Source organism: Streptococcus caecimuris, assembly GCF_943193075.1.
GTDB lineage: Bacteria > Bacillota > Bacilli > Lactobacillales > Streptococcaceae > Streptococcus > Streptococcus caecimuris.
Map to the genome: position 1 here is coordinate 1 of NZ_CALPCT010000004.1, position 21,990 is coordinate 21,990.

The 21,990-nt window shown below is 44.4% G+C and carries 18 protein-coding genes and 1 riboswitch; of the genes, 10 read left to right on the plus strand and 8 right to left on the minus strand.

Translation table 11 applies throughout. From position 1 onward, the window contains the following. Window positions 1-123 precede the first annotated feature (123 nt). Window positions 124-1,059, minus strand: coding sequence for a dihydroorotate oxidase (locus NFR56_RS02390; protein WP_251457468.1), 936 nt, complete (start codon window positions 1,057-1,059; stop codon window positions 124-126). A 299-nt stretch (window positions 1,060-1,358) separates the two neighbouring features. Here NFR56_RS02390 and gdhA point away from each other — a divergent pair, with 299 nt between their 5' ends. Both gdhA and NFR56_RS02400 read left to right on the plus strand, forming a co-directional pair. Next, complete coding sequence (gdhA, locus tag NFR56_RS02395) at window positions 1,359-2,705, plus strand: NADP-specific glutamate dehydrogenase (RefSeq protein WP_195424606.1); 1,347 nt, start codon at window positions 1,359-1,361, stop codon at window positions 2,703-2,705. A gap of 281 nt (window positions 2,706-2,986) precedes the next feature. Further along, window positions 2,987-3,307 (plus strand): hypothetical protein, encoded by a 321-nt coding sequence (locus NFR56_RS02400; protein WP_024056290.1) that lies wholly within the window; start codon window positions 2,987-2,989, stop codon window positions 3,305-3,307. Between the two features lie 40 nt (window positions 3,308-3,347). Here the strand turns inward: NFR56_RS02400 and NFR56_RS02405 are convergent, their stop codons facing one another. Further along, a complete protein-coding gene (locus tag NFR56_RS02405; RefSeq protein WP_024056291.1) occupies window positions 3,348-4,196 on the minus strand; it encodes a mechanosensitive ion channel family protein in 849 nt (282 codons plus the stop codon). A 137-nt stretch (window positions 4,197-4,333) separates the two neighbouring features. On the opposite strand from NFR56_RS02405, the gene sstT reads away from it, so the two are divergent. Continuing rightward, a complete protein-coding gene (gene sstT, locus NFR56_RS02410) occupies window positions 4,334-5,551 on the plus strand; it encodes a serine/threonine transporter SstT (RefSeq protein ID WP_251457471.1) in 1,218 nt (405 codons plus the stop codon). Window positions 5,552-5,604: 53 nt separating this feature from the next. Here sstT and NFR56_RS02415 read toward each other — a convergent pair whose 3' ends face one another. The 5 genes from NFR56_RS02415 to NFR56_RS02435 form a co-directional block, all read right to left on the minus strand. Then, the gene (locus NFR56_RS02415; protein ID WP_045759866.1) at window positions 5,605-6,936 is read right to left on the minus strand and encodes an alanine/glycine:cation symporter family protein; all 1,332 of its coding nucleotides are present in this window, start codon (window positions 6,934-6,936) and stop codon (window positions 5,605-5,607) included. 102 nt (window positions 6,937-7,038) lie between these two features. Next, window positions 7,039-7,133, minus strand: a riboswitch (glycine riboswitch). A gap of 129 nt (window positions 7,134-7,262) precedes the next feature. Then, window positions 7,263-8,681, minus strand: a complete 1,419-nt coding sequence (locus NFR56_RS02420; RefSeq protein ID WP_045759867.1) for a C69 family dipeptidase — start codon at window positions 8,679-8,681, stop codon at window positions 7,263-7,265. Window positions 8,682-8,840: 159 nt separating this feature from the next. Beyond that, window positions 8,841-11,180 (minus strand): endonuclease MutS2, encoded by a 2,340-nt coding sequence (locus tag NFR56_RS02425; RefSeq protein WP_049497164.1) that lies wholly within the window; start codon window positions 11,178-11,180, stop codon window positions 8,841-8,843. A gap of 73 nt (window positions 11,181-11,253) precedes the next feature. Beyond that, on the minus strand, window positions 11,254-11,808 hold the full coding sequence (locus tag NFR56_RS02430; RefSeq protein WP_049474356.1) for a CvpA family protein: 555 nt from the start codon (window positions 11,806-11,808) through the stop codon (window positions 11,254-11,256). Between the two features lie 10 nt (window positions 11,809-11,818). After that, window positions 11,819-12,109, minus strand: coding sequence for a hypothetical protein (locus NFR56_RS02435; protein WP_049471900.1), 291 nt, complete (start codon window positions 12,107-12,109; stop codon window positions 11,819-11,821). 136 nt (window positions 12,110-12,245) lie between these two features. Here NFR56_RS02435 and rnhC point away from each other — a divergent pair, with 136 nt between their 5' ends. The 3 genes from rnhC (at window position 12,246) to recD2 (ending at window position 16,299) form a co-directional block, all read left to right on the plus strand. Then, the gene (rnhC, locus tag NFR56_RS02440) at window positions 12,246-13,145 is read left to right on the plus strand and encodes a ribonuclease HIII (RefSeq protein ID WP_251457474.1); all 900 of its coding nucleotides are present in this window, start codon (window positions 12,246-12,248) and stop codon (window positions 13,143-13,145) included. 3 nt (window positions 13,146-13,148) lie between these two features. Next, the gene (gene lepB, locus NFR56_RS02445; RefSeq protein ID WP_003008799.1) at window positions 13,149-13,799 is read left to right on the plus strand and encodes a signal peptidase I; all 651 of its coding nucleotides are present in this window, start codon (window positions 13,149-13,151) and stop codon (window positions 13,797-13,799) included. Window positions 13,800-13,866: 67 nt separating this feature from the next. Beyond that, complete coding sequence (gene recD2 / locus NFR56_RS02450) at window positions 13,867-16,299, plus strand: SF1B family DNA helicase RecD2 (protein ID WP_070675390.1); 2,433 nt, start codon at window positions 13,867-13,869, stop codon at window positions 16,297-16,299. Between the two features lie 8 nt (window positions 16,300-16,307). Here recD2 and dinB read toward each other — a convergent pair whose 3' ends face one another. Next, window positions 16,308-17,414 carry a DNA polymerase IV gene (gene dinB, locus NFR56_RS02455; protein ID WP_031575564.1) on the minus strand — a complete coding sequence of 369 codons (1,107 nt, stop codon included), beginning with the start codon at window positions 17,412-17,414 and terminating at the stop codon, window positions 16,308-16,310. Between the two features lie 260 nt (window positions 17,415-17,674). On the opposite strand from dinB, the gene pflB reads away from it, so the two are divergent. The 4 genes from pflB to NFR56_RS02475 all read left to right on the plus strand — a co-directional run bounded on the left by pflB (window position 17,675) and on the right by NFR56_RS02475 (window position 21,978). After that, window positions 17,675-19,990 carry a formate C-acetyltransferase gene (pflB, locus tag NFR56_RS02460; protein WP_031575567.1) on the plus strand — a complete coding sequence of 772 codons (2,316 nt, stop codon included), beginning with the start codon at window positions 17,675-17,677 and terminating at the stop codon, window positions 19,988-19,990. 420 nt (window positions 19,991-20,410) lie between these two features. Continuing rightward, a complete protein-coding gene (locus NFR56_RS02465) occupies window positions 20,411-21,169 on the plus strand; it encodes a threonine/serine exporter family protein (protein ID WP_031575570.1) in 759 nt (252 codons plus the stop codon). 4 nt (window positions 21,170-21,173) lie between these two features. Further along, window positions 21,174-21,641, plus strand: a complete 468-nt coding sequence (locus NFR56_RS02470; RefSeq protein ID WP_003005049.1) for a threonine/serine exporter family protein — start codon at window positions 21,174-21,176, stop codon at window positions 21,639-21,641. 106 nt (window positions 21,642-21,747) lie between these two features. Further along, a complete protein-coding gene (locus NFR56_RS02475; RefSeq protein ID WP_101770620.1) occupies window positions 21,748-21,978 on the plus strand; it encodes a hypothetical protein in 231 nt (76 codons plus the stop codon). Window positions 21,979-21,990: the final 12 nt, after the last annotated feature.

Below are 21,990 nucleotides of genomic sequence, written 5' to 3' on the forward strand. Positions count from 1 at the left end.
CAGCCCTACTCAACTGTGCGGAGGTGGGACGACGAAATCGAATTCTAACGAATTACCGATTTCTGTCCCACTCTCATAAAAAACTTCCCCAAGTTTCCACTTGAGGAAGTTCTTTTCGAAAGATTAGTCAATGTAGTGCAATTTCCCACGGAAGTCTTCCAGGCTTTGGTAGCCTTTTTCTTCCATGATGGCTTTGAGCTCCGCAGTGATGCGTTCAAATGCTCCTACTCCTTCTTTATGAAGCGTCGTGCCGATTTGCACCATACTAGCCCCACAAAGGATATGTTCAAAGGCATCGCGACCGGTCAAGACACCTCCTGTCCCCACAATCTGAATTTCTGGATTCAGACGTTGGTAAAAGGCATGGACATTGGCGAGAGCCGTTGGTTTGATGTATTCTCCACCAATCCCACCAAATCCGTTCTTAGGACGAATCACCACGGATTCATCCTCGATGTAGAGGCCATTTCCGATCGAATTGACGCAATTGACAAACTTGAGCGGGTATTTGTTAAAGATCGCTGCTGCTTGATCAAAATGAACGATATCAAAATAAGGTGGCAACTTGATGCCTAGAGGTTTGGTGAAATAGGCAAAGACCTCAGACAAGATCCGATCTGTCGTATCAAAATCATAGGCGATCTGAGGTTTCCCAGGGACATTGGGACAAGATAGGTTCAACTCTGTCAAGCCTTTAAAGTCACTATCTTGCACCTTTTTCAAGATGGTATGAGTTTCTTCAGGAGACATGCCGACGAGAGATAAGAAGAAGGTCCGGTCTGGATCCGTTTCTTGCAACTCCAATAAGTAATTCAAATAATATTCCAACCCTTGGTTAGGTAGCCCCATTGAATTGATCGAACCAAGCGGCACATCTTGGTAGCGTGGCTCTGGATTACCAGCACGGAATTCTAAGGTCGCTGTCTTGGTCACAAAGGTCCCCGCAGCTGAGTTCTTCACTTCTTCTAATTCCTCAGTGGTCATACAGGCTACACCTGCCGCATTCATCAGGCAGTTGTCAAATTCAAAACCAGCAATTTGCGTTTTTGTCGATACCATCTTGTACTCCTTTTTTGAAACACCACCAACAGAATCGTTCGGGATGCTCTCTATTTTCTTCTTTCATTATACCATCACTTGGAAGCTTCCGGACAATCAAAGCTAAAAATTCTTCCAAATATTCGGACTTTCCTAGTCGCGATAAAATTTTCAGAAAATTCAACTTTTTTCTTTACAAGCCAAAAAAAGTCTGCTATAATGATCCATGTAATAAAACATGACATTGTTTGTCAACTGTCTCAAAGCCACTCCCCTAGCGGGTTTGCTGGTTTTCGTTTCATTCACAAAGGAGAATTAACATGACAACTGCTAAAGAATATATCCAAAGCACTTTCGAAACTGTAAAAGCTCGTAACGGCCACGAAGCTGAATTCCTTCAAGCTGTTGAAGAGTTCCTCAGCACTTTGGAACCTGTTTTTGAAAAACATCCTGAATACATTGAAGAAAACATCTTGGCTCGTATTACAGAACCTGAACGCGTAATTTCTTTCCGTGTTCCTTGGGTTGACCGTGAAGGAAATATCCAAGTAAACCGTGGTTACCGTGTTCAATTCAACTCTGCTGTAGGTCCTTACAAAGGTGGTCTTCGTTTCCACCCAACTGTTAACCAAGGGATCTTGAAATTCCTCGGATTCGAACAAATCTTCAAAAACGTCTTGACTGGCCTTCCTATCGGTGGAGGTAAAGGTGGATCTGACTTCGATCCTAAAGGAAAAACTGACGCTGAAGTGATGCGTTTCTGTCAAAGCTTCATGACTGAATTGCAAAAGCACATCGGTCCTTCTCTTGATGTCCCAGCTGGTGATATCGGGGTTGGTGGACGTGAAATCGGATACCTTTACGGTCAATACAAACGCCTTCGCCAATTCGATGCTGGTGTCTTGACTGGTAAACCTCTTGGTTTTGGTGGTAGCTTGATCCGTCCAGAAGCAACTGGTTATGGTTTGGTTTACTACACTGAAGAAATGCTCAAAGCAAACGGTGATAGCTTTGCTGGTAAGAAAGTCGTGATCTCAGGTTCTGGTAACGTTGCCCAATACGCTCTTCAAAAAGCTACTGAACTTGGTGCAACTGTCATCTCTGTATCTGATTCAAACGGTTACGTGATCGACGAGAACGGTATTGACTTCGACCTTCTTACAGATGTTAAAGAAAAACGTCGTGCTCGTTTGACTGAATACGCTGCTGAAAAACCAACTGCTACATACTACGAAGGTTCTGTATGGACTTACGCTGGTAACTATGACATCGCTCTTCCATGTGCAACTCAAAATGAAATCGATGGCGATGCTGCTAAACGTTTGGTTGCTCAAGGTGTGAAAGTTGTCTCTGAAGGAGCAAACATGCCAAGTAACATCGATGCCATCAACGTATACAAAGAAAATGGTATCCTTTACGGACCTGCTAAAGCAGCCAATGCTGGTGGGGTTGCTGTATCTGCTCTTGAAATGAGCCAAAACAGCCAACGGCTTTCATGGACACGCGAAGAAGTGGACGGACGTTTGAAAGACATCATGACCAACATCTTCAACACTGCTAAAACAACTGCAGAAACTTACGGACTTGGTAAAGATTACCTTTCAGGTGCCAACATCGCTGCCTTTGAAAATGTCGCAAACGCGATGATTGCACAAGGTCTTGTATAATCAATCGATATTTTTCTTTGAGACCTTCGGGTCAAAGCCTCTCAACTCCTGAAACCAGTGTGTTTCAGGAGTTTTTTGTAGTTACTGATCTCTTTAAGGACAATTGGTCTCAAGGTAAGAAAGTCATTTTTAAAGAAAGGAATCTTAACCATCATTAGTGATGAGAGATTTGAGCCATCTCTTTTTCTGTATCTTTTTCTAAAAAAATTTTATTTTTTTTACTTTACCCCCTTGCATTTTTAATAAATTAGTATTAAACTATAGCAAAAGGAGGTGCGCTTATGTTTCATTTTGCTCAAGACAAGTCAACTACCATTGAATTCCTTAAGTCTGAATTGATGCAACTGCTTTCTGATATGCGTCAGGAGATTGCAGCAAGCCGTCAAGCACAGACTTGTACTGCTTGCCAACACATCCAACACTGCATTAACAAGATCCAAAGGGCAAAAAGTTCCGTAGCCATAGCCCTTCCGATCGAATCATTGGATCTCGAAATCACCGCCCTATTGCGCAAGCAATTATTGATCTTGCCACCTGAGGCTCGAAAGATTTGGGATCAGATTAAATATTTGGATGACAAATACTGCCACTTAAGATCGTAACATCGATTAAAAAAGCTCAGAAAAATATTTCTGAGCTTTTTTACATGATTCCGTTATTTCCTGTTGGAAGGTTGATTCCTGCTTCCATCAAGGCATCATGATAGAGTTTACAGTAAGTATGATAAACAGTAACCTGGGTTCCATTTTGAGCGGTCATCACAATACGGAAGGAGTAGCGACCATTTTTTTCAATCTGTGGGCCTAAAATGGTAGGACCTGTCAACACTTCTGGGTGTTTGTCTTGTTGAGACTGGCTGACCTGAGCGATGACCTGGTAGATCTTGTCAAGATCAGTATTCGCATCTAGTGGAATATCCACCAGCACGCGCATATCTCCACGCGAGAGGTTGCTGACGACAGTGATATTGCGGTTTGGGACAAAGTGGAGACTCCCGTCAAAATCACGTACTTGAGTTGTCCGAATTCCCACACTGCTAACGATGCCGGCAATATTAATAGAACCATTGGTAAGTCGGACATTGTCCCCCACATCCAGCTGGCGTTCTAAAAGGATAAAGAAACCATTGACCAAATCGGAAAGGAAGCCCTGGGCTCCCATCCCGATAGCCACCCCAGCAATCCCAGCACCAGCCAATAGACTAGAGACTGGAAGACCGAGGATCGACAAGATCCAGTAAATCAAGATAAAATACAAGCAGTAGTTCAAGAGACTCTCTACTAAACGGAGAATGGTTTTTTTACGGGCTTCATCCTGCACCGTATACTTAAAAGAAGGGGTTAATATCCGCTTGACCAGGCTATGGATGACCTTTTTAGCGATAAAAAATAAGAGAAAGACAAAAATCAGAGAGATGCATTTTGAAATTAGGTCATCAAAAATCTTTGTCCAGTCTATTTTACTGAAATAACGTTGGAAAGCTTGACTCATTTATTCGGGCCTTTCTAACAAAGAATAGTATGATTATATCAAATATTCGGAAATAAGGCTATTTTTTAAAAATTTCATTGCTATTACCCCCTAACTATCGTATAATATTCCTTAATTATTTTTTAAGGAGGCCTTACATGATTCATCGACTGATTACCACTTGGAATAAAACCAACCTTATGAAAAGAATCGCAATCGGAATTGTACTTGGTGTCGTTCTAGCACTTGTATTTCCGAAAGCAACTGGGATTGGACTCCTAGGAGAGTTCTTCGTTGGAGGGCTCCGTGCCATCGCACCCCTTCTGGTCTTTGCACTCGTCGCAAATGCTCTCTCCCAACACCAAAAAGGAACAGAGACCAATATGAAAAAGGTCATCGTCCTCTATCTCCTAGGAACCTTTGCAGCTGCCTTCGTCGCTGTTTTGGTCAATTACATCTTCCCTATCACCATTACTCTGACTGGAAAGGCCGCTGAAGGATCCTCTCCAAACGGGATTGGTGAAGTGATTAGTAACCTCTTGCTCAAGATCGTCGACAACCCGGTCAACGCCTTGCAACAAGCCAACTACATTGGGATCCTTTCTTGGGCGACTGTCTTTGGGATCGCCATGAGAGAGGCCAGTGAACATAGTAAAGACCTCCTACAAACCCTAGCAGACATCACTTCAAAAATTGTCGAGTGGATTATCAACCTAGCTCCATTTGGGATCTTAGGTTTGGTCTTCACGACCATCGCTGGCCAAGGACTTAGTGCCCTTAGTAACTACGGGATTCTCTTGGTAGTATTGGTGGGAACGATGGCTTTTGTCGCTCTGGTCATCAATCCATTGATCGTCTTTTTCATGATCCGCAAAAATCCCTATCCCCTTGTTTTTAAATGCCTCCGTGTCAGTGGGGTAACAGCCTTCTTCACCAGAAGTTCTGCAGCCAACATCCCTGTCAACATGCGTCTCTGTGAAGAATTGGGGCTGAATCCAGATACCTACTCTGTTTCTATCCCTCTTGGATCTACCATTAACATGGCAGGCGCAGCCGTGACGATCAATATTTTGACGCTCGCTGCTGCCAATACCTTGCACATTCAGGTTGACTTTGGAACTGCGCTCATTCTAAGTGTGGTAGCGGCTATCTCTGCTTGTGGCGCATCTGGAGTTGCGGGAGGATCTCTCCTTCTCATCCCTGTTGCTTGTAGCCTCTTTGGTATCACCAATGATTTGGCCATGCAAGTCGTCAGCGTCGGCTTTATCATCGGGGTCATCCAAGACTCTTGTGAAACAGCCCTCAACTCTTCGACAGATGTGCTCTTCACTGCCATCGCCGAAATGAGCAGCTGGCCAAAAGAAAAACGCTATTAAATGAGCCTATCTCAAATAGACAAGAAAACCCAGATCCATCGATCTGGGTTTTCTTATTTCTTAAAGTATTGTTTGCTTTCTTTGATGATGACAGGTGAGAGAGCTAAGAGGGCAATTAGGTTAGGCAAAGCCATCAGCCCATTCACAATATCCGCGATCACCCAGACCAGATCCAGCTTAAGGAAGCCTCCTAGTCCAACCATAAAAACAAAGAAGGTCCGATAGAGGTTGATATGTTTAACACCAAATAGGAATTCAAAACACCGCTCTCCGTAATAAGACCAGCCAAGAATAGTCGTGGTCGCAAAAAGCACCAAGCATAGCGTTAGAATGATGCCTCCGACTGGGCCAAAGGCGCCTGTAAACGTATCCTGAGTCAGGGTACTAGTGCTGCCCTTAGCCATCCACTCACCTGAAACCAAGAGCGAAAGTCCTGTCAAACTACAGATGATAATGGTATCAATAAAGGTTCCTGTCATGGAGATCAAGCCCTGCTCGACGGGCTCATTGGTCTTCGCCGCCGCTGCTGCAATGGGTGCAGATCCGAGACCAGATTCATTAGAGAAAACTCCACGCGCCACCCCTTTTTGGATAGCCATTTTGACCGTTGCTCCTGCGAAACCTCCCATGGCTGCAGTCCCTGTAAAAGCACCCGAAAAGACCGATTTCAAGGCTGGAAGCAATTGGTCCAGATGCAAGACAATAATCGTGATGGTCGCAAAGATATAGGCAGCCGCCATAAAAGGAACCACTTTTTCAGAGACTTTGGAAATCCAGTGAATCCCTCCAAAGATGATGGTTGAAACCACCAGAGCAATTACTACACTAGCCACTTCTGGAGCTGTTCCAAAACTGGCTTGAAGGGATCCCGTAATGGAATTAACCTGGGTCATGGTTCCGATCCCAAAGAGGGCTACCAGCACTCCTGCAACCGCAAAGAAAATAGCCAATGGTCGCCACTTCTCTCCCATCCCGTGAAGAATGTAGTACATCGGACCACCTGAGATATGACCGTTGTCATCCTTGGTCCGATAACGAATGGCTAAGAGCCCTTCTGCATACTTGGTCGCCATTCCAAAAAAGGCTGCCATCCACATCCAAAAGAGGGCACCTGGGCCACCTGTCTGAATCGCTGTAGCTACCCCTACAATATTCCCCGTCCCTACAGTAGCTGCTAGGGCTGTCGCAAGGGCTCCGAAACTCGAGATATCCCCGTGTCCCTCATCTTCTGTAAAGATCAAGCGAAAAGCTTTTGGAAGGTAGCGTATCTGAAGCAAACCCAAGCGAAGGGTCAGGTAGATCCCTGTTCCTACTAAGAGCACCAATAACGGGGCGCCCCACACTAGATTATCGAGTTGTTGAAAAAACTGCAATACATGATCCATTTTCTGTCTCCTTTTTCATCGACCGCTCGACAGAAAAGAGAAAAAGAAAGAGCACATGTCAAACATGTACTCTGGTCCTGCTTAAAATAGGGGTCTTCCCCTATTTTTCGCTCTGTCCTTTTACCTGAGAGTTTGAGTAGATGCATCCTCTACCTTGCCCCTTCGGTGCCATTTCTGGTCTCTCCAGAGTTCCGTCCATTCACAGTCACTCACGCTCCTGCAAACTTCATTCGGTCGTATGTAATTTTCTCTATTTTAATCGATTTTCAAAAGTTTGTCAATCGTTTCTGAAAACATCTTGTAAACTACCTGAAAATACACGGTTTTTAATCACTCAAGGAGAAGTGATTGGTCATGAGGTTGCTAGCATCGAGCAAAATCTTGTCCAAGAGTTGATCTGTCGCTTCCTGGATTTGATCACTCATAGCTTGGTTTTCCGCTTCAAAATCAACGGTTTCACCTGTGGCAAGTGCACGATCGACTTTATTGATGCGCGCATGTCCCCAGGCCATTGTCGTTTCTTGGTAATCATCCAAATCACCAACATGGTGAGCATAGTGAGGATCTGCTAGTCCCGCAATAATCCGGTTGGCCCAGTAGAAGGAATCCGTTGTTACCTTAGCCGTCGTATTGGCAAAGTAGTCTGGCGTTGTATCCACTTGGGTAAAGAAAGGAACAGCTGTATTGTATGGCATGGAGCCATAAGAAATCCATTGGATGCCTGTCGTTTCTTGTGGTTTATTGGGACGCAATTGTAAAATCGCTGTCTGGCTGGTCCGGTTAATCCCGATCGTCCGGAAGGTCCGCTGACTCACGTGATCTCCTTCAGGGCCATAAGGATCGTAGATAGTGTCTTGGTAGTGGTTGCTCAATACATATTTGACATCTTCAATCGTCACCTTGCGATAGGGTTTTTGACACCAAGGAATCTCAAAACTCCGTGGATCCTGCTCGATTTCAGGATTGAGGAAACGCTGGATGGCCCAAGCCCGCGGTGTATTGTAGTGACGATCCTTGTCTTTTTGGCTACCAAAGGCATAGCGTGGATTAAAACCTTTCCCTTCTTGATCCAGAATCAAATGGTGCTCTGTGACAAAATGTTCAAGGTCTGGGTCACAAAGAAACTCATCTGGATTACCAAATTCAAAATAATCACTTCCTAGTTGATTCGGGTTGGTCACATAGGCATCGTCAGGGACACGGCGCGCCATCCAGTGGTGACCTCCGATGGTTTCCAACCACCAGATTTCATTCACATCTGAAATGGCAATCCCGTTGGATTCATATGTTCCGTACTCTTCCAAAATCTTTCCGAGACGCAAGACCCCTTCGCGGGCTGTCTTGACATAAGGCAAGACCAAAGTCAGCATGTCTTCCTCACCGATGCCACTCTCTACAAGAGGATCTGCCCCTAGCACACGGCTATTGGTCGTAATGGTCTCTGTCTCACTCATGGCTACATTATAGACATTGATCCCAGCTTCTCCCCAGATCCCGTCTTTAGGAATGGCATCTGGAACCGCTGTATAGCGAACTGGATTATCTGGCAAGTCGATTTCAAAAGTTGATAAAACAGACTTGTAATGACGTGGTTGATCTTCTGGTTTGACCACGATCAATTTCTTGGGCGTAAAAACGCCATTTTGAGAATCCTCTGTTCGTGCTACAATGGTTGAACCATCATAGCTAGCATTTTTTCCGACTAGAATCGTTGTACACGAATCTGCACTTTCACGTTTACGCATGCGTATCCTCCCAAATCATTCATTGCCTCTATTATAGCACTTTTAAAAAGGAGGACCTACTGAAAATCAGATTTAAAAGCGAATCCTTTTCAACAACTTTCAAATATTTTCATTTTATAAAATTTTAAAAAACCTAGCTGATAAACAGCTAGGTTTCGATTATCCTTTAAACGTGACAATGGTCGCGCCACTTCCACCTGCATTTTGGGGGGCGTATTCAAAACTTTTGACGTGTTTGTTGCGGCGGAGGTACTTGGTCACCCCTTCACGGATAACACCCGTCCCGATCCCGTGGATGATATCGACTTGGGCCATGTTGTTGAGCAGGGCCTGATCGATAAAGCCATCTAGCTCTTGCATAGCCTCTTCATAGCGTTTTCCACGGAGGTCCAGACGCGCTCTCGGTCCGCTCGTGTTCGAACGTTTGACGACATTCACCTGACGTTTCTTAGGTTGAGCCGCTTCTTTTTCAGCCTTGATGAGGTTGAATTCTTTTTCTTCCAAGGTCATCTTGATCAAGCCAACTTGTGCCTCCCAGCGACCATCTTTGAGTTGCTTGACTAGGGTTCCGCGTTGGCCATAGCTGATAACCAAGATTTCGTCTCCCACCTTAGGAGCACGCGCCTTTTTGGCTTTTTTCAAGACCTTGTTTTTAGAAAGATCGACGGTCTCAGGCGCTAGTTTTTTCAATTGAGCCTTGGCCTCAATGATTTCATGTGGTTTCAACTGGGATTTGGCGTGAAGGCCTTGAAGGATACGGTCACTCTCTGAGAGGGCCATGTCCACAATTTCCTTGGCCTCTTCTCTTGCCTTATTAAGTTCTGTTTCTCTCTCTCGGGTCAGTTCGTTATAGAGTTTTCGAAGAGCGCGATTGAATTTGAGATTTTCTTGCTCGACCTCTTGAATGGTATCCAAGCGCTTGCGACTTTCTAAGGTCTGCGCCTCCAATTTTTCAATAATTTGATTGACATCATTATCCGTATTGGTCATCTTCATGGCATCCTGGATAATAGTCTCAGACAAGCCCAAACGGCGGGCAATTTCAAAGGCATTGGAGCGGCCAGGAACTCCTTGCATGAAGCGATAGGTCGGACGCAGACTCGCTGTATCAAATTCCATGCTGGCATTTTGCACTCCTGCAGTCTCAATCCCGTAGGCCTTGAGCTCTGGATAGTGGGTTGTCGCCATGGTCTTAATCCCGCGTAAGCGCAGGTCCTCTAGAATGGCAATAGCAAGGCCAGCCCCCTCTTGAGGATCGGTTCCAGCCCCCAACTCATCCAGAAGGATCAAGGAGGCGGTATCCACTTGATTCAAGATAGATACGATATTGGTCATATGGCTGGAGAAGGTCGACAAGCTCTGCTCGATCGATTGTTCATCTCCAATATCTGCAAAGACTTGTGAGAAGATGCCCACACGACTACCTGGATCCGCTAGGATGGGAAGACCAGACTGGGCCATAATTTGCGCTAGTCCCAGCGTTTTTAGCATGATGGTTTTCCCCCCTGTATTGGGACCGGTAATCACGATTTCTGTCAGGTCCTCGGTAAAATGCAGGTCATTCGCGACAGCATTTTCAATCAAGGGATGACGTAGTTGCAAGAGCTGAATAGAGCGATTGCTGCTAACCTCTGGTACCACTGCCTTACAATCGCGCATAAAGCGATACTTGGCCTTGATCAAGTCCAAGTGACCGATAATCCAAGCGTTATTTGCAATCTCTGCTGCATGAGGGCGGAGAGTGTCAGACAATTCCTCCAGAATCTGAATGATTTCATACCGTTCATCTGCTCGATGGTTGGCAATTTCTTCATTAAGATTGACGACTGCTCGAGGCTCGATATAAACAGTATTCCCACTGGCTGAGATATCGTGGACCACCCCTGCAATGCGGTTGCGATAGGTGTTTTTTACTGGTAGAACATTGCGGCCATTCCGACTAGCAATCACAGCATCCGCCAACATATCGGCCTTGCTTTTCAGCAGATCTTGTAGAATCTCTCTGACCTGGTGTTCATTTTCCTGGATTCGACGACGAATTTTGGCCAATTTTTCGCTAGCAAAAGACTCGACAAAGCCTCCTTCGTTGATAGCTTGAAGCCCACCTTGTAGGCGAGGAAGATCCACCAAGTTGTCAAAGAGGCGATTGAGCCTTTCCAGACGGACATTTTCCAAGTTGTCGTAGAAATCCTTGAGCTCATGTGTCACCCGAAGGACAGCTTTTAGCGCTAGTAATTCATCGATATTGAGGGATGCCTCCATCTCCAAACGCTTGGCCACTGGACGGACATCTTGAATGGTCGATACGGCAAAGCGAGGCTCTTCCAAGAGGATCTGCTCCATATCTTCTAGCTCCATAAAGGCCGTTTCGATGCTTTCTTTTTTATCAGTTGGAGTAAGGGCTGCTAGCTCCATCTCCCCTTGTTCTGTCTGTAGATAGGGTTCAAAGAGTTGCTTGACCTTGTCAAACTCCAGAATATCTAAGATTTTTTTATTCATGTTTCTCCTACAAAAAAAGTGAGCGTCCTTCCTTGAATCGGACTTGTCTCACTCCTTTCTTCATTTTTGCTCCTTAAGCTCCGATAATCGCAGTCACCCACAAGTTGTGGAACAGACTGGAACTGATCGGGGTATGAAGGATGATAAAGCGGATCAATCCACTTGCATTTAGTCTATTTTGGATGGAAGCCATGGGAACTGTTGAGAGAATAGTCAAGCCCATCTGGATCACCAAGAGGGTTATCACGACGGCGATCACACCTGCTCCAATTTGATACTTGCGATCCTCCAATTTTTCTGGCTGGGGAACCAAGTGCATAAAGATTCCAATCACGCGGCCGATCAAATAAACCAGCACAAAAATCAACACATAAGCTAACCCTGCATAAAAGATGTCATCTAATTGAAACAGGTAGCGGTTGGCATAAAAATAATTCACCGATTGCTGGGTGGGACTCGAAAAAGGAACCCATAGAGACAAAAGCTTAGCCAGTCCCTTGTAGCTACCACCTGCAATCAAGAGGGCCACCAAGGTCACTAGAAAATAATAGGACTGGAGGATGATGCCTCTTGCATAGCCAATATAAAAGCTCCATGCCAAAATCAATAAGATTAAGAAAGTTAACATGTATCTCCTCTTATTTAGATGATTTATCCTTTAAGTCGTCTAAAGCTTTGCGACGAAAATCATCTAATTCTGTTTCTTTGTCGTCAAACTCAATCTCGCGATTCAGTTGCATAGACAAACTATTTACTGCCAATAAGATAGCGATGGTTTCATCATCGGCCTCTGGCATTTGTTCCTTAATTGCTTGGTATTTTTCTTTCGCAACACGTTCGACTTCTTCCATAAACAAATTATCATGGTTGGTTGTTAAAGTGAGCGCTTTGTTTCCAAATGTAAATTTATATCTATTTAAGCTCGCCATAAAAATCACCTCACGGTATTATACCAAAAAAGGCTAGCTTTGTCAGTAGCAAAGCCCCTCTTCCCAGGGATTTTCCAGTGGATTCTTTCTTTCTTTTTGCTCCCTCTCTCCCTGAATTTGTGGTACAATAGTGGTTATGGAAAGTATGACACTCACTCCAACACAGGAGCAAATCCTTGATTTTGTCCATACCTATCGCAATTCTCTCACTCAAAGTAAGAACCCTCATATGGATTATTTCTTTCGACTAGAGGGAGCGACCGTTTCGATCTACAAGTCTGGAAAGGTCCTGCTCCAGGGCAATGACCTCACTCCTTACCTGACCTTTTTCAGGCAAGATAATGGGAACCCTAAGCCTTCTGCCACTTCATCTGCACGACAAGATCTAGCCATGATCGGAACCGATGAGGTCGGAAACGGCTCTTATTTTGGTGGACTCACCGTTGTCGCATCCTTTGTCACACCTGACCAGCACGACTGGCTCAAAAAGCTTGGTGTTGGTGATTCGAAGACCTTGGATGATCGAAAAATTCAGCAATTGGCTCCTCTCCTTGAGGAAAATATCCAGCACCAAGCACTCTTATTGTCTCCAAAGAAGTACAATGAAGTCATTGCTTCTGGCTACAATGCGGTTTCGGTCAAAGTGGCCCTGCACAACCAGGCTATCTATCTTCTATTAAATAAAGGAGTCCAAGCAGAGCGAATTGTGATCGATGCCTTTACGACGGCTAAAAACTACCAAAAATACGTGAAAGCTGAAAAAAATCAGGTCACCCAAGCCATTGAGTTGGAAGAAAAAGCAGAAAGCAAATATTTAGCGGTTGCAGTTAGTTCCATCATCGCCCGCAATCTCTTCCTTCAAAATCTGGAAGATCTGGGCAAGGAACTGGGCTTTAATCTCCCTAGTGGAGCAGGAGCGAAGTCAGACCAAGTCGCTGCTAAATTGCTTCAGACCTACGGGATGAAGGCTCTGGATTATTGTGCCAAACTCCATTTTAAAAACACAGAAAAAGCAAAGAAATTACTAGAAAGATAAGTTATGTCAAAAAGAAGTTCAAAACAGTCATCTAGCTCACCAGTGGTGAGATTCCTTAAAGAATGGGGCCTCTTCAGTATTATTGTTGGTCTCATTATCGCCTCTCGCATCTACCTCTGGGCTCCGGTCAAGGTGGACGGCCATTCGATGGATCCAACCCTAGCAGATAGCGAGTATCTCCTTGTGGTCAACCACCTCTCAATTGATCGTTTCGACATTGTCGTTGCCAATGAAAAAGACGACGACGGCAAAACCAAGGACATCGTCAAGCGGGTCATCGGTCTTCCTGGAGATACTATCCAGTACGACAACGATACCCTCTACATCAATGGGAAAAAGACCAACGAGCCCTATTTGAAAGACTACATCGCTCGTTTCAAAAAAGATAAATTGCAATCAACCTACACTGGAAAAGGCTTCGAAGAAAACGGAGAACTCTTCCGCCAATTGGCCAATACAGCCCAAGCTTTTACAGTAGACAAGGATGGCAATCCTAAATTTACCTTGAAGTTGCTCGACGATGAATACCTCCTACTTGGAGATGACCGGATCGTTTCAAAAGATAGCCGTCAGGTCGGAGCTTTCAAGAAAGAACAAATCAAAGGGCAAGCCGTCTTTAGACTCTGGCCGATCTACCCTTTCAAAACTTATTAGTCTAGATTAACAGACTGAGGCTGAGACAAGTATGTCCCAGCCTCGCTTCATAAAAAGGAAAGAAATGATGGAATATTATTTTTCTGGTACTATTGAGCGCATTATTTTTGAAAATCCTAGCAGTTTTTTTCGAATCCTCTTGCTCGACATCAGCGATACCGATGCCGAAGATTTTGATGATTTTGAGATTATTGTGACAGGAACCATGGCAGATATCATGGAAGGCGAAGACTACACCTTCTGGGGTGAGCTGGTCCATCATCCTAAATACGGAGAGCAGCTCAAAATCAGTCGCTATGAACGTGCCAAACCCTCTAGCAAGGGCTTGGTGAAATATTTTTCCAGCGATCACTTTAAAGGAATTGGTCTCAAAACAGCCCAAAAAATCGTGGACCTCTATGGGGACGATACCATTGACAAAATTTTGGAGGCCCCTGAAAAATTAGAAGGAATCACAGGTCTCTCCAAGAAAAACCGCCTGGCTTTTGTGGAAAAACTCCGTCAGAATTACGGAACGGAGCGCATTCTCGCCCAACTAGCCAACTATGGCATTCCCAATAAATTGGCCTTTCAGATCCAGGATTTCTACAAGGAAGAAACCCTCCAGATCGTGGAGCAACAGCCCTACCGATTGGTGGAAGATATCCAAGGCATGGGCTTTAAAATCGCGGACCAACTAGCCGAAGAATTGGGGATTGCAAGTGACGCCCCTGAGCGTTTCCGCGCGGGCCTGATCCACAGCCTTTTTAGCTACTCTATCGAGACTGGAAATACCTTTATCGAAGCCAAGGACCTCCTGCGCTATACCATTGACCTTCTAGAATCCGCTCGTCCAGTAGAATTGGATCCTTCCACTGTCGCCCAAGAATTAGGACGCCTCATCGAGGAAGACAAGGTCCAAAACGTGGACACCAAGATCTTTGACAACAGCCTCTTCTTTGCGGAGGAAGGGATTCGCAGTCATATCGGTCGATTATTGGAAAAAGGAAAGTCGACTTCATTTGACCCTGAGAAAATCAACCAGGCGATTGAGGCGGTTGAAAAAGATCTGGGAATTCGCTACGATGCGATTCAAAAAGAAGCGATTCACCAAGCGATCCAAAACAAGGTCTTTATCCTCACAGGGGGTCCTGGGACAGGAAAGACTACCGTTATCAATGGGATGATCAGTGTCTATGCCCAACTCCACCAGCTGGATCTTCGGAAGAAACAAGACCTGCCGATCCTCTTGGCTGCCCCAACAGGACGGGCAGCTAGACGCATGAATGAGCTGACAGGACTTCCGAGCGCCACCATCCACCGCCATTTGGGGATGACAGGAGATGATGACACCAGCCACTTAGAGGACTATCTGGATGCAGACTTCATCATTGTGGACGAATTTTCCATGGTTGATACCTGGCTGGCTAATCAATTACTCAGCAACATCGCAACAGATACCAAACTCTTGATTGTGGGAGATGCCGACCAATTACCTTCCGTCAGCCCTGGTCAGGTCTTGGCTGATCTCTTGCAGATCCCAAGCATCCCTCAGACCAAACTCGAACATATTTTCCGTCAGAGTGAAGATTCGACCATTGTCTCACTTGCAGGAGACATTCGCCAGGGCAAGCTTCCTCAAGATTTCACAGAACGAAAAGCCGACCGCTCTTATTTCGAAGCCGGAAGCGAACACATCCCTAAGATGATCGAACAGATCACCTCAGCTGCCCTTCGCAGTCAGATCCCGGCTCGAGATATCCAAGTCTTGGCACCTATGTACAAGGGCCAGGCTGGCATTGACAACATCAATACACTCATGCAAGACCTTCTCAATCCAGCTATCAAAGATCAGGTCGTCTTTGACACGCCAGACTGCCAATACCGCGATGGAGACAAGGTTATCCATCTGGTCAATGATGCAGAAAGCAATGTCTTTAATGGAGATATTGGCTACATTACCGATCTTCTCCCCGGAAAATATACAGAATCGAAGCAAGATGAATTGACTATCCAATTTGATGGCAATGAAATCGTCTACCCGCGCAATGAATGGTACAAGATTCGCTTAGCCTATGCGATGAGTATTCACAAATCGCAAGGAAGCGAATTTCCTGTGGTGATTTTACCCATTACCAATCAAAGCCACCGGATGTTGCAGCGTAATTTGATCTATACCGCCATCACGCGCTCAAAGAGCAAGCTGATTCTCTTAGGAGAATACAGCGCCTTTGATTTCGCTACTAAAAATACAGGTACAGCGCGCAAGACCTATTTGGTTGAACGTTTCAAGGACCTGGACGGAGGCGAAGCAACCACAGACTATTCTTCATCCCTTGCAACGGCTTCTGCTACAGTCGAATCTGCACGAAGCAAGGAAGAAACTGTTGAAACGAAAGCAGAGACGTCTAAGCCTACTATCTATCGACTAACAGAAGACAATCTCCACACCATCTCGCCTATGATCGGACTAACAGAAGAAGAGATTGCAGCCTTCTTTGATATCAAAAAAGACGACTAGTGAACAGACTAGTTGTCTTTTTCTTCCTCTACCAGAGGTAGTTCAGTATGATCAACAAAGTTGGTCATGGTGACACCCAAGAGGCGGATTCCTGTATTTATCGATTCGATTTCTTGAAAAATGTGACGCGCTGAACGATTGATGCGCTCAGCATCTCGCGTTGGCTCCGTCAAGGTGATACGCTTGGTCAGGGTGGTAAAGTCTCCATAGCGCACTTTTAAGACCAAAGTTTTTCCTTGCTTGCCGTGTTTTTCCAGCGATTGGGCTACCTTACTGGACAGATTGGCAATTTCTTCTAAAATATCATCTTCAGCATAGAGGAGCTTGCGATAGGTCCGCTCTTTTCCGATCGACTTGCGGATACGATGGCTCTTGACAGGGCTATTATGAATCCCTCGCGCCTTTCGAAAGAGATCATAGCCAAATCGCCCAAACCGATCAATCAAAGTCATCTCCGGGATGGCTAAAAGATCCGCGCCAGTATAGACACCCATCTCATGTAGTCTCTCTACTGTCTTCTTTCCTACTCCATGAAATTTGGCAATGTCCATTTGGCTCAGGAAATCCTTAGCGTCCTCCGGTAAAACCACCGTTAGGCCACGGGGTTTTTGGTAGTCACTTGCCATCTTGGCCAAAAATTTATTATAAGAAACACCCGCTGAAGCTGTGAGATGCAGCTCTTCCCAGATAGCATGCTGAATCAAGCGGGCGATTTTGACAGCTGATTTGCTCTGGATTTTATTTTCCGTCACATCTAGATAGGCTTCATCAATACTCATCGGCTCGATGAGATCTGTATAACGCTTGAAAATCTCACGGACCTGCTCACCTACTTCTCGGTATTTCTCATAATTTCCAGAGATAAAAATGGCTTGAGGACAAAGGTCCAGCGCTTCTTTAGAGCTCATAGCTGAATGAATGCCATATTTCCTTGCTTCATAGTTACAAGTCGAGACCACACCTCTCCCTCCTGACTGACGAGGGTCCTGGCCAATCACGACAGGCTTGCCCTTCAAACTAGGGTTGTCTCTTTCTTCGACGGCAGCAAAAAATGCATCCATATCAATATGAATAATCTTGCGACTGGTATCATTCACTAATGGAAATATCAGCATTTTTCACCCTCCTTTCTTTCTATTATAGGAAGAAAATTTCAGAATTGCAAAAATCGACTCCCCAGAAAACATGAAAATTGATGAAAAACTGTGTTTGTTTTCAAAAATATAGTACAGTATCACAGAGGATTTGAAACTGTATTACAAAAGAATCTGTTGTTTTTCGCAATTCGCCTTTGTGTAACCGATTTCTGTATGGTATACTACTATTGTAAGTGCAACAGATATAGTTGCTAGAAAGACAATAGAGGAAAATAAAAATGGTTGTTAAAACAGTCGTTGAAGCACAAGATATTTTTGACAAAGCCTGGGAAGGCTTCAAAGGTGAAGATTGGAAAGAAAAAGCAAGCGTTTCTCGCTTCGTTCAAGCTAACTACACACCATATGATGGAGATGAAAGCTTCCTAGCTGGTCCAACTGAACGTTCTCTTCACATCAAAAAAATTGTTGAAGAAACAAAAGCTCATTATGAAGAAACTCGTTTCCCATACGATAACCGTCCAACATCTATCGCTGATATCGCAGCTGGATATATCGACAAAGAAAACGAAGTCATCTTCGGTATCCAAAATGATGAATTGTTCAAATTGAACTTCATGCCTCGTGGTGGTATCCGTATGGCGGAAACTACTTTGAAAGAAAATGGATACGAACCAGATCCTGCAGTTCATGAAATCTTCACAAAATACGTTACAACTGTAAACGACGGTATCTTCCGCGCTTACACTTCTAACATCCGTCGTGCTCGTCACGCTCACACTGTAACTGGTCTTCCAGATGCTTACTCTCGTGGACGTATCATCGGGGTTTATGCTCGTTTGGCTCTTTATGGTGCTGACTACTTGATGGCTGAAAAAGCAAACGACTGGAACTCTATTACTGAAATCGATGAAGAATCAATCCGTCTTCGTGAAGAAGTAAACCTTCAATACCAAGCACTTCAAGAAGTTGTTAAATTGGGTGACCTTTATGGTGTAGACGTACGTCGTCCTGCCTTCGATACAAAAGAAGCGATCCAATGGACAAACATCGCCTTCATGGCTGTCTGCCGTGTGATCAACGGTGCTGCTACTTCTCTTGGACGTGTGCCAATCGTTTTGGATATCTACGCTGAACGTGACTTGGCTCGTGGTACATTTACTGAATCAGAAATCCAAGAATTCGTTGACGATTTCGTTATGAAATTGCGTACTGTTAAATTTGCTCGTACAAAAGCTTACGACCAATTGTACTCAGGTGACCCAACCTTCATCACAACTTCTATGGCTGGTATGGGTAACGACGGACGTCACCGTGTTACTAAGATGGACTACCGTTTCTTGAACACTTTGGACAACATCGGTAACTCTCCAGAACCAAACTTGACAGTTCTTTGGACTGACAAATTGCCATATAGCTTCCGTCGCTACTGTATGCACATGAGCCACAAACACTCTTCTATCCAATACGAAGGTGTAACAACAATGGCCAAAGACGGATACGGTGAAATGAGCTGTATCTCATGTTGTGTATCTCCACTTGACCCAGAAAACGAAGAACAACGCCACAACATCCAATACTTCGGTGCTCGTGTTAACGTGCTTAAAGCTCTTCTTACTGGTTTGAACGGTGGTTACGACGATGTTCATAAAGACTACAAAGTATTTGACATCGATCCAATCCGTGACGAAGTTCTTGAATTCGAATCTGTTAAAGCAAACTTCGAAAAATCTCTTGACTGGTTGACAGACACTTACGTAGATGCTTTGAACATCATCCACTACATGACTGATAAGTACAACTACGAAGCAGTTCAAATGGCCTTCTTGCCAACTCACCAACGCGCAAACATGGGATTCGGTATCTGTGGATTTGCCAACACTGTTGATACATTGTCAGCAATCAAATACGCTACTGTTAAACCAATCCGTGACGAAGATGGCTACATCTACGACTACGAAACAATCGGTGAATACCCACGTTGGGGTGAAGATGACCCACGTTCTAACGAATTGGCAGAATGGTTGATCGAAGCTTACACTACTCGTCTTCGCAGCCACAAACTTTACAAGAACGCTGAAGCTACAGTTTCACTTCTTACCATCACTTCTAACGTTGCTTACTCTAAACAAACTGGTAACTCACCAGTCCACAAAGGGGTATACCTCAACGAAGATGGTTCTGTGAACTTGTCTAAATTGGAATTCTTCTCACCAGGTGCTAACCCATCTAACAAAGCGAAAGGTGGATGGTTGCAAAACTTGAACTCACTTGCTAGCCTTGACTTTGGTTATGCAGCTGACGGTATCTCACTCACTACTCAAGTTTCACCACGTGCTCTTGGTAAAACTCGTGACGAACAAGTTGATAACTTGGTAACCATCCTTGATGGATACTTCGAAAACGGTGGACAACACGTTAACTTGAACGTTATGGACTTGAACGATGTTTACGAAAAGATCATGTCAGGTGAAGACGTCATCGTTCGTATCTCTGGATACTGTGTAAACACTAAATACCTCACTCCAGAACAAAAAACTGAATTGACACAACGTGTCTTCCACGAAGTTCTTTCAATGGATGATGCCTTGAACTAAGATTCAAATAGATCTTAAAAAACCAGTCGGAAACGGCTGGTTTTTTTCATCCCCATCGCAAGAGTATTCTGAATTTTGAAAGAGTTTAAGAGCTTACTATATAGGGTTTGACAGCGCTTTCTCCAAGTGTTATAGTAGAGCTGTAAATAAGATAGAAGGGGTGATCCTATGTTTTTAACATTTATTTTCGCTATTATTTGGCTCTTTATCCTGATTGCACTGATCTTTTTAGCAACCCTTCTCGTCCAGGATAGCACCGTGCAGCACCACCACCTGAGTTAACGAATGATAAACCTAAACAATAGCTATTCTAAATGAATTTAGAAAGGATAAGAAACAAACTAGAATTGTCAGATTTTAGTTCTGTCTCTCGTCCTTTTTTGCTATAATAGAAACAGATTATTTAGTAAGAAGGATATTATGGAAGAGTCAAAACTGATCAACCAAGTGATCGACGTCCTGATGTTAGCTGGAACCCTCCTGATAGAGAGCGGTTCTGAGATTCACCGGGTCGAAGATACCATGATCCGGATCGCCCATTCACAGGGAATCGTCGATTGCAATGTTTTAGCGATGCCAGTCGCTATTTTCTTTTCAATTGAGAATGCCAATGTCACGCGCATGAAACGGATCTTGCGGACCAATTACAATATCGAAAAGGTCTGTGATGTCAATCAGATCTCTCGTCAACTCGTCTCTGGAGAGATCGATCTCGAGCAAGCCTACCAAGCCCTGAGCGAGTTGAAAATGAAGCGAGTTCCTTATACCAATCTTCAGTTGACCATTGCGGCAACCCTCAGTGCTCCTTTCTTCTCCATCATGTTTGGAGGAAATTTCTATGATGCGATTGGAGCGGGTATTGCGACTGTCTTTGCCTTTGCTTTTTCTCTTGTCGTTGAGAAATACGTTCGCATTCCTTTTGCCACTGCCTTTGCGGCCGCCTTTGTCTTTGGTTTTTTGGCCCATATCTGGACGCGCTATAGTGGTTTTCCTTCCAATACCGATCTCATTATCGCAGGCTGTGTCATGCCCTTCGTTCCTGGAATCGCTATGACCAATGCCGTCCGAGATCTGATGAATTACCACCTCAATTCTGGGATGAGCAAACTCTTTGAGACTCTCCTCATTACTCTTGCACTTGGTGCCGGTACAACGGTCGCCCTCGTCCTTATGAAATAAAATGATGAACCTAACTGAATTTTTAATCCAAGCGGTGGCCAGTTTGATTGCCATCATCACCTTTTTAATCGTCCTAAATGTGCAGCGCTCCATGTTGATTCCTGGAGGAATCCTCGGTATGGGCATCTGGCTACTTTACTATATCCTGAAAGGGCCTACCAATGTCATCGTTGCAACCTTTATCGCAGCCATTGTCGGCTCCTGTATCAGTCAGATTTTAAGTATTATTCTCAAGACGCCTGTCGTGGTCTTTATGTTGTCCATTCTAGCCCCATTGGTTCCTGGATATATTTCCTATCGAACCACTTCCTTCTTTGTCAGTGGGCAATATCGCCAGGCAGTAACTAGCGTGACACTGGTGGTTATTCTGGCCTTGGTGATCTCCATCGGGATGGCTAGCGGCTCCGTTGTCTTGAAACTCTACCATTCTTACCAACGCCATCAAAAAAGAAAAATGACCAATGCCAACTAGCATTGGTTTTTCAAAACTTATCTATGTAATCGCTTGTATTTTTGTTTAAAAGTAGTACAATGATAGTGAAATAACAAATCCTTTAAAGGATGCGAGGTGCTGTAGGATGGTAAACAAGTATATCAAGTATCTTCCTTGGATGATCCTAGGAGCCTTCCCCTCCTATCAATCAGCGACTTACTATGCCCGTAATTCATTTGACTTGTTCTATCTGACCTTGAACTTTCTGATTGTGTACATCGCTTTAATCGTCTTCTACGAAAAAGTTCTAAGAGACAAATGCAAAGAACTCTTCATACGAATCATGAGCAATCCTAAAAAAGATAAGCAAGGATAAGAGTTGAAAAGT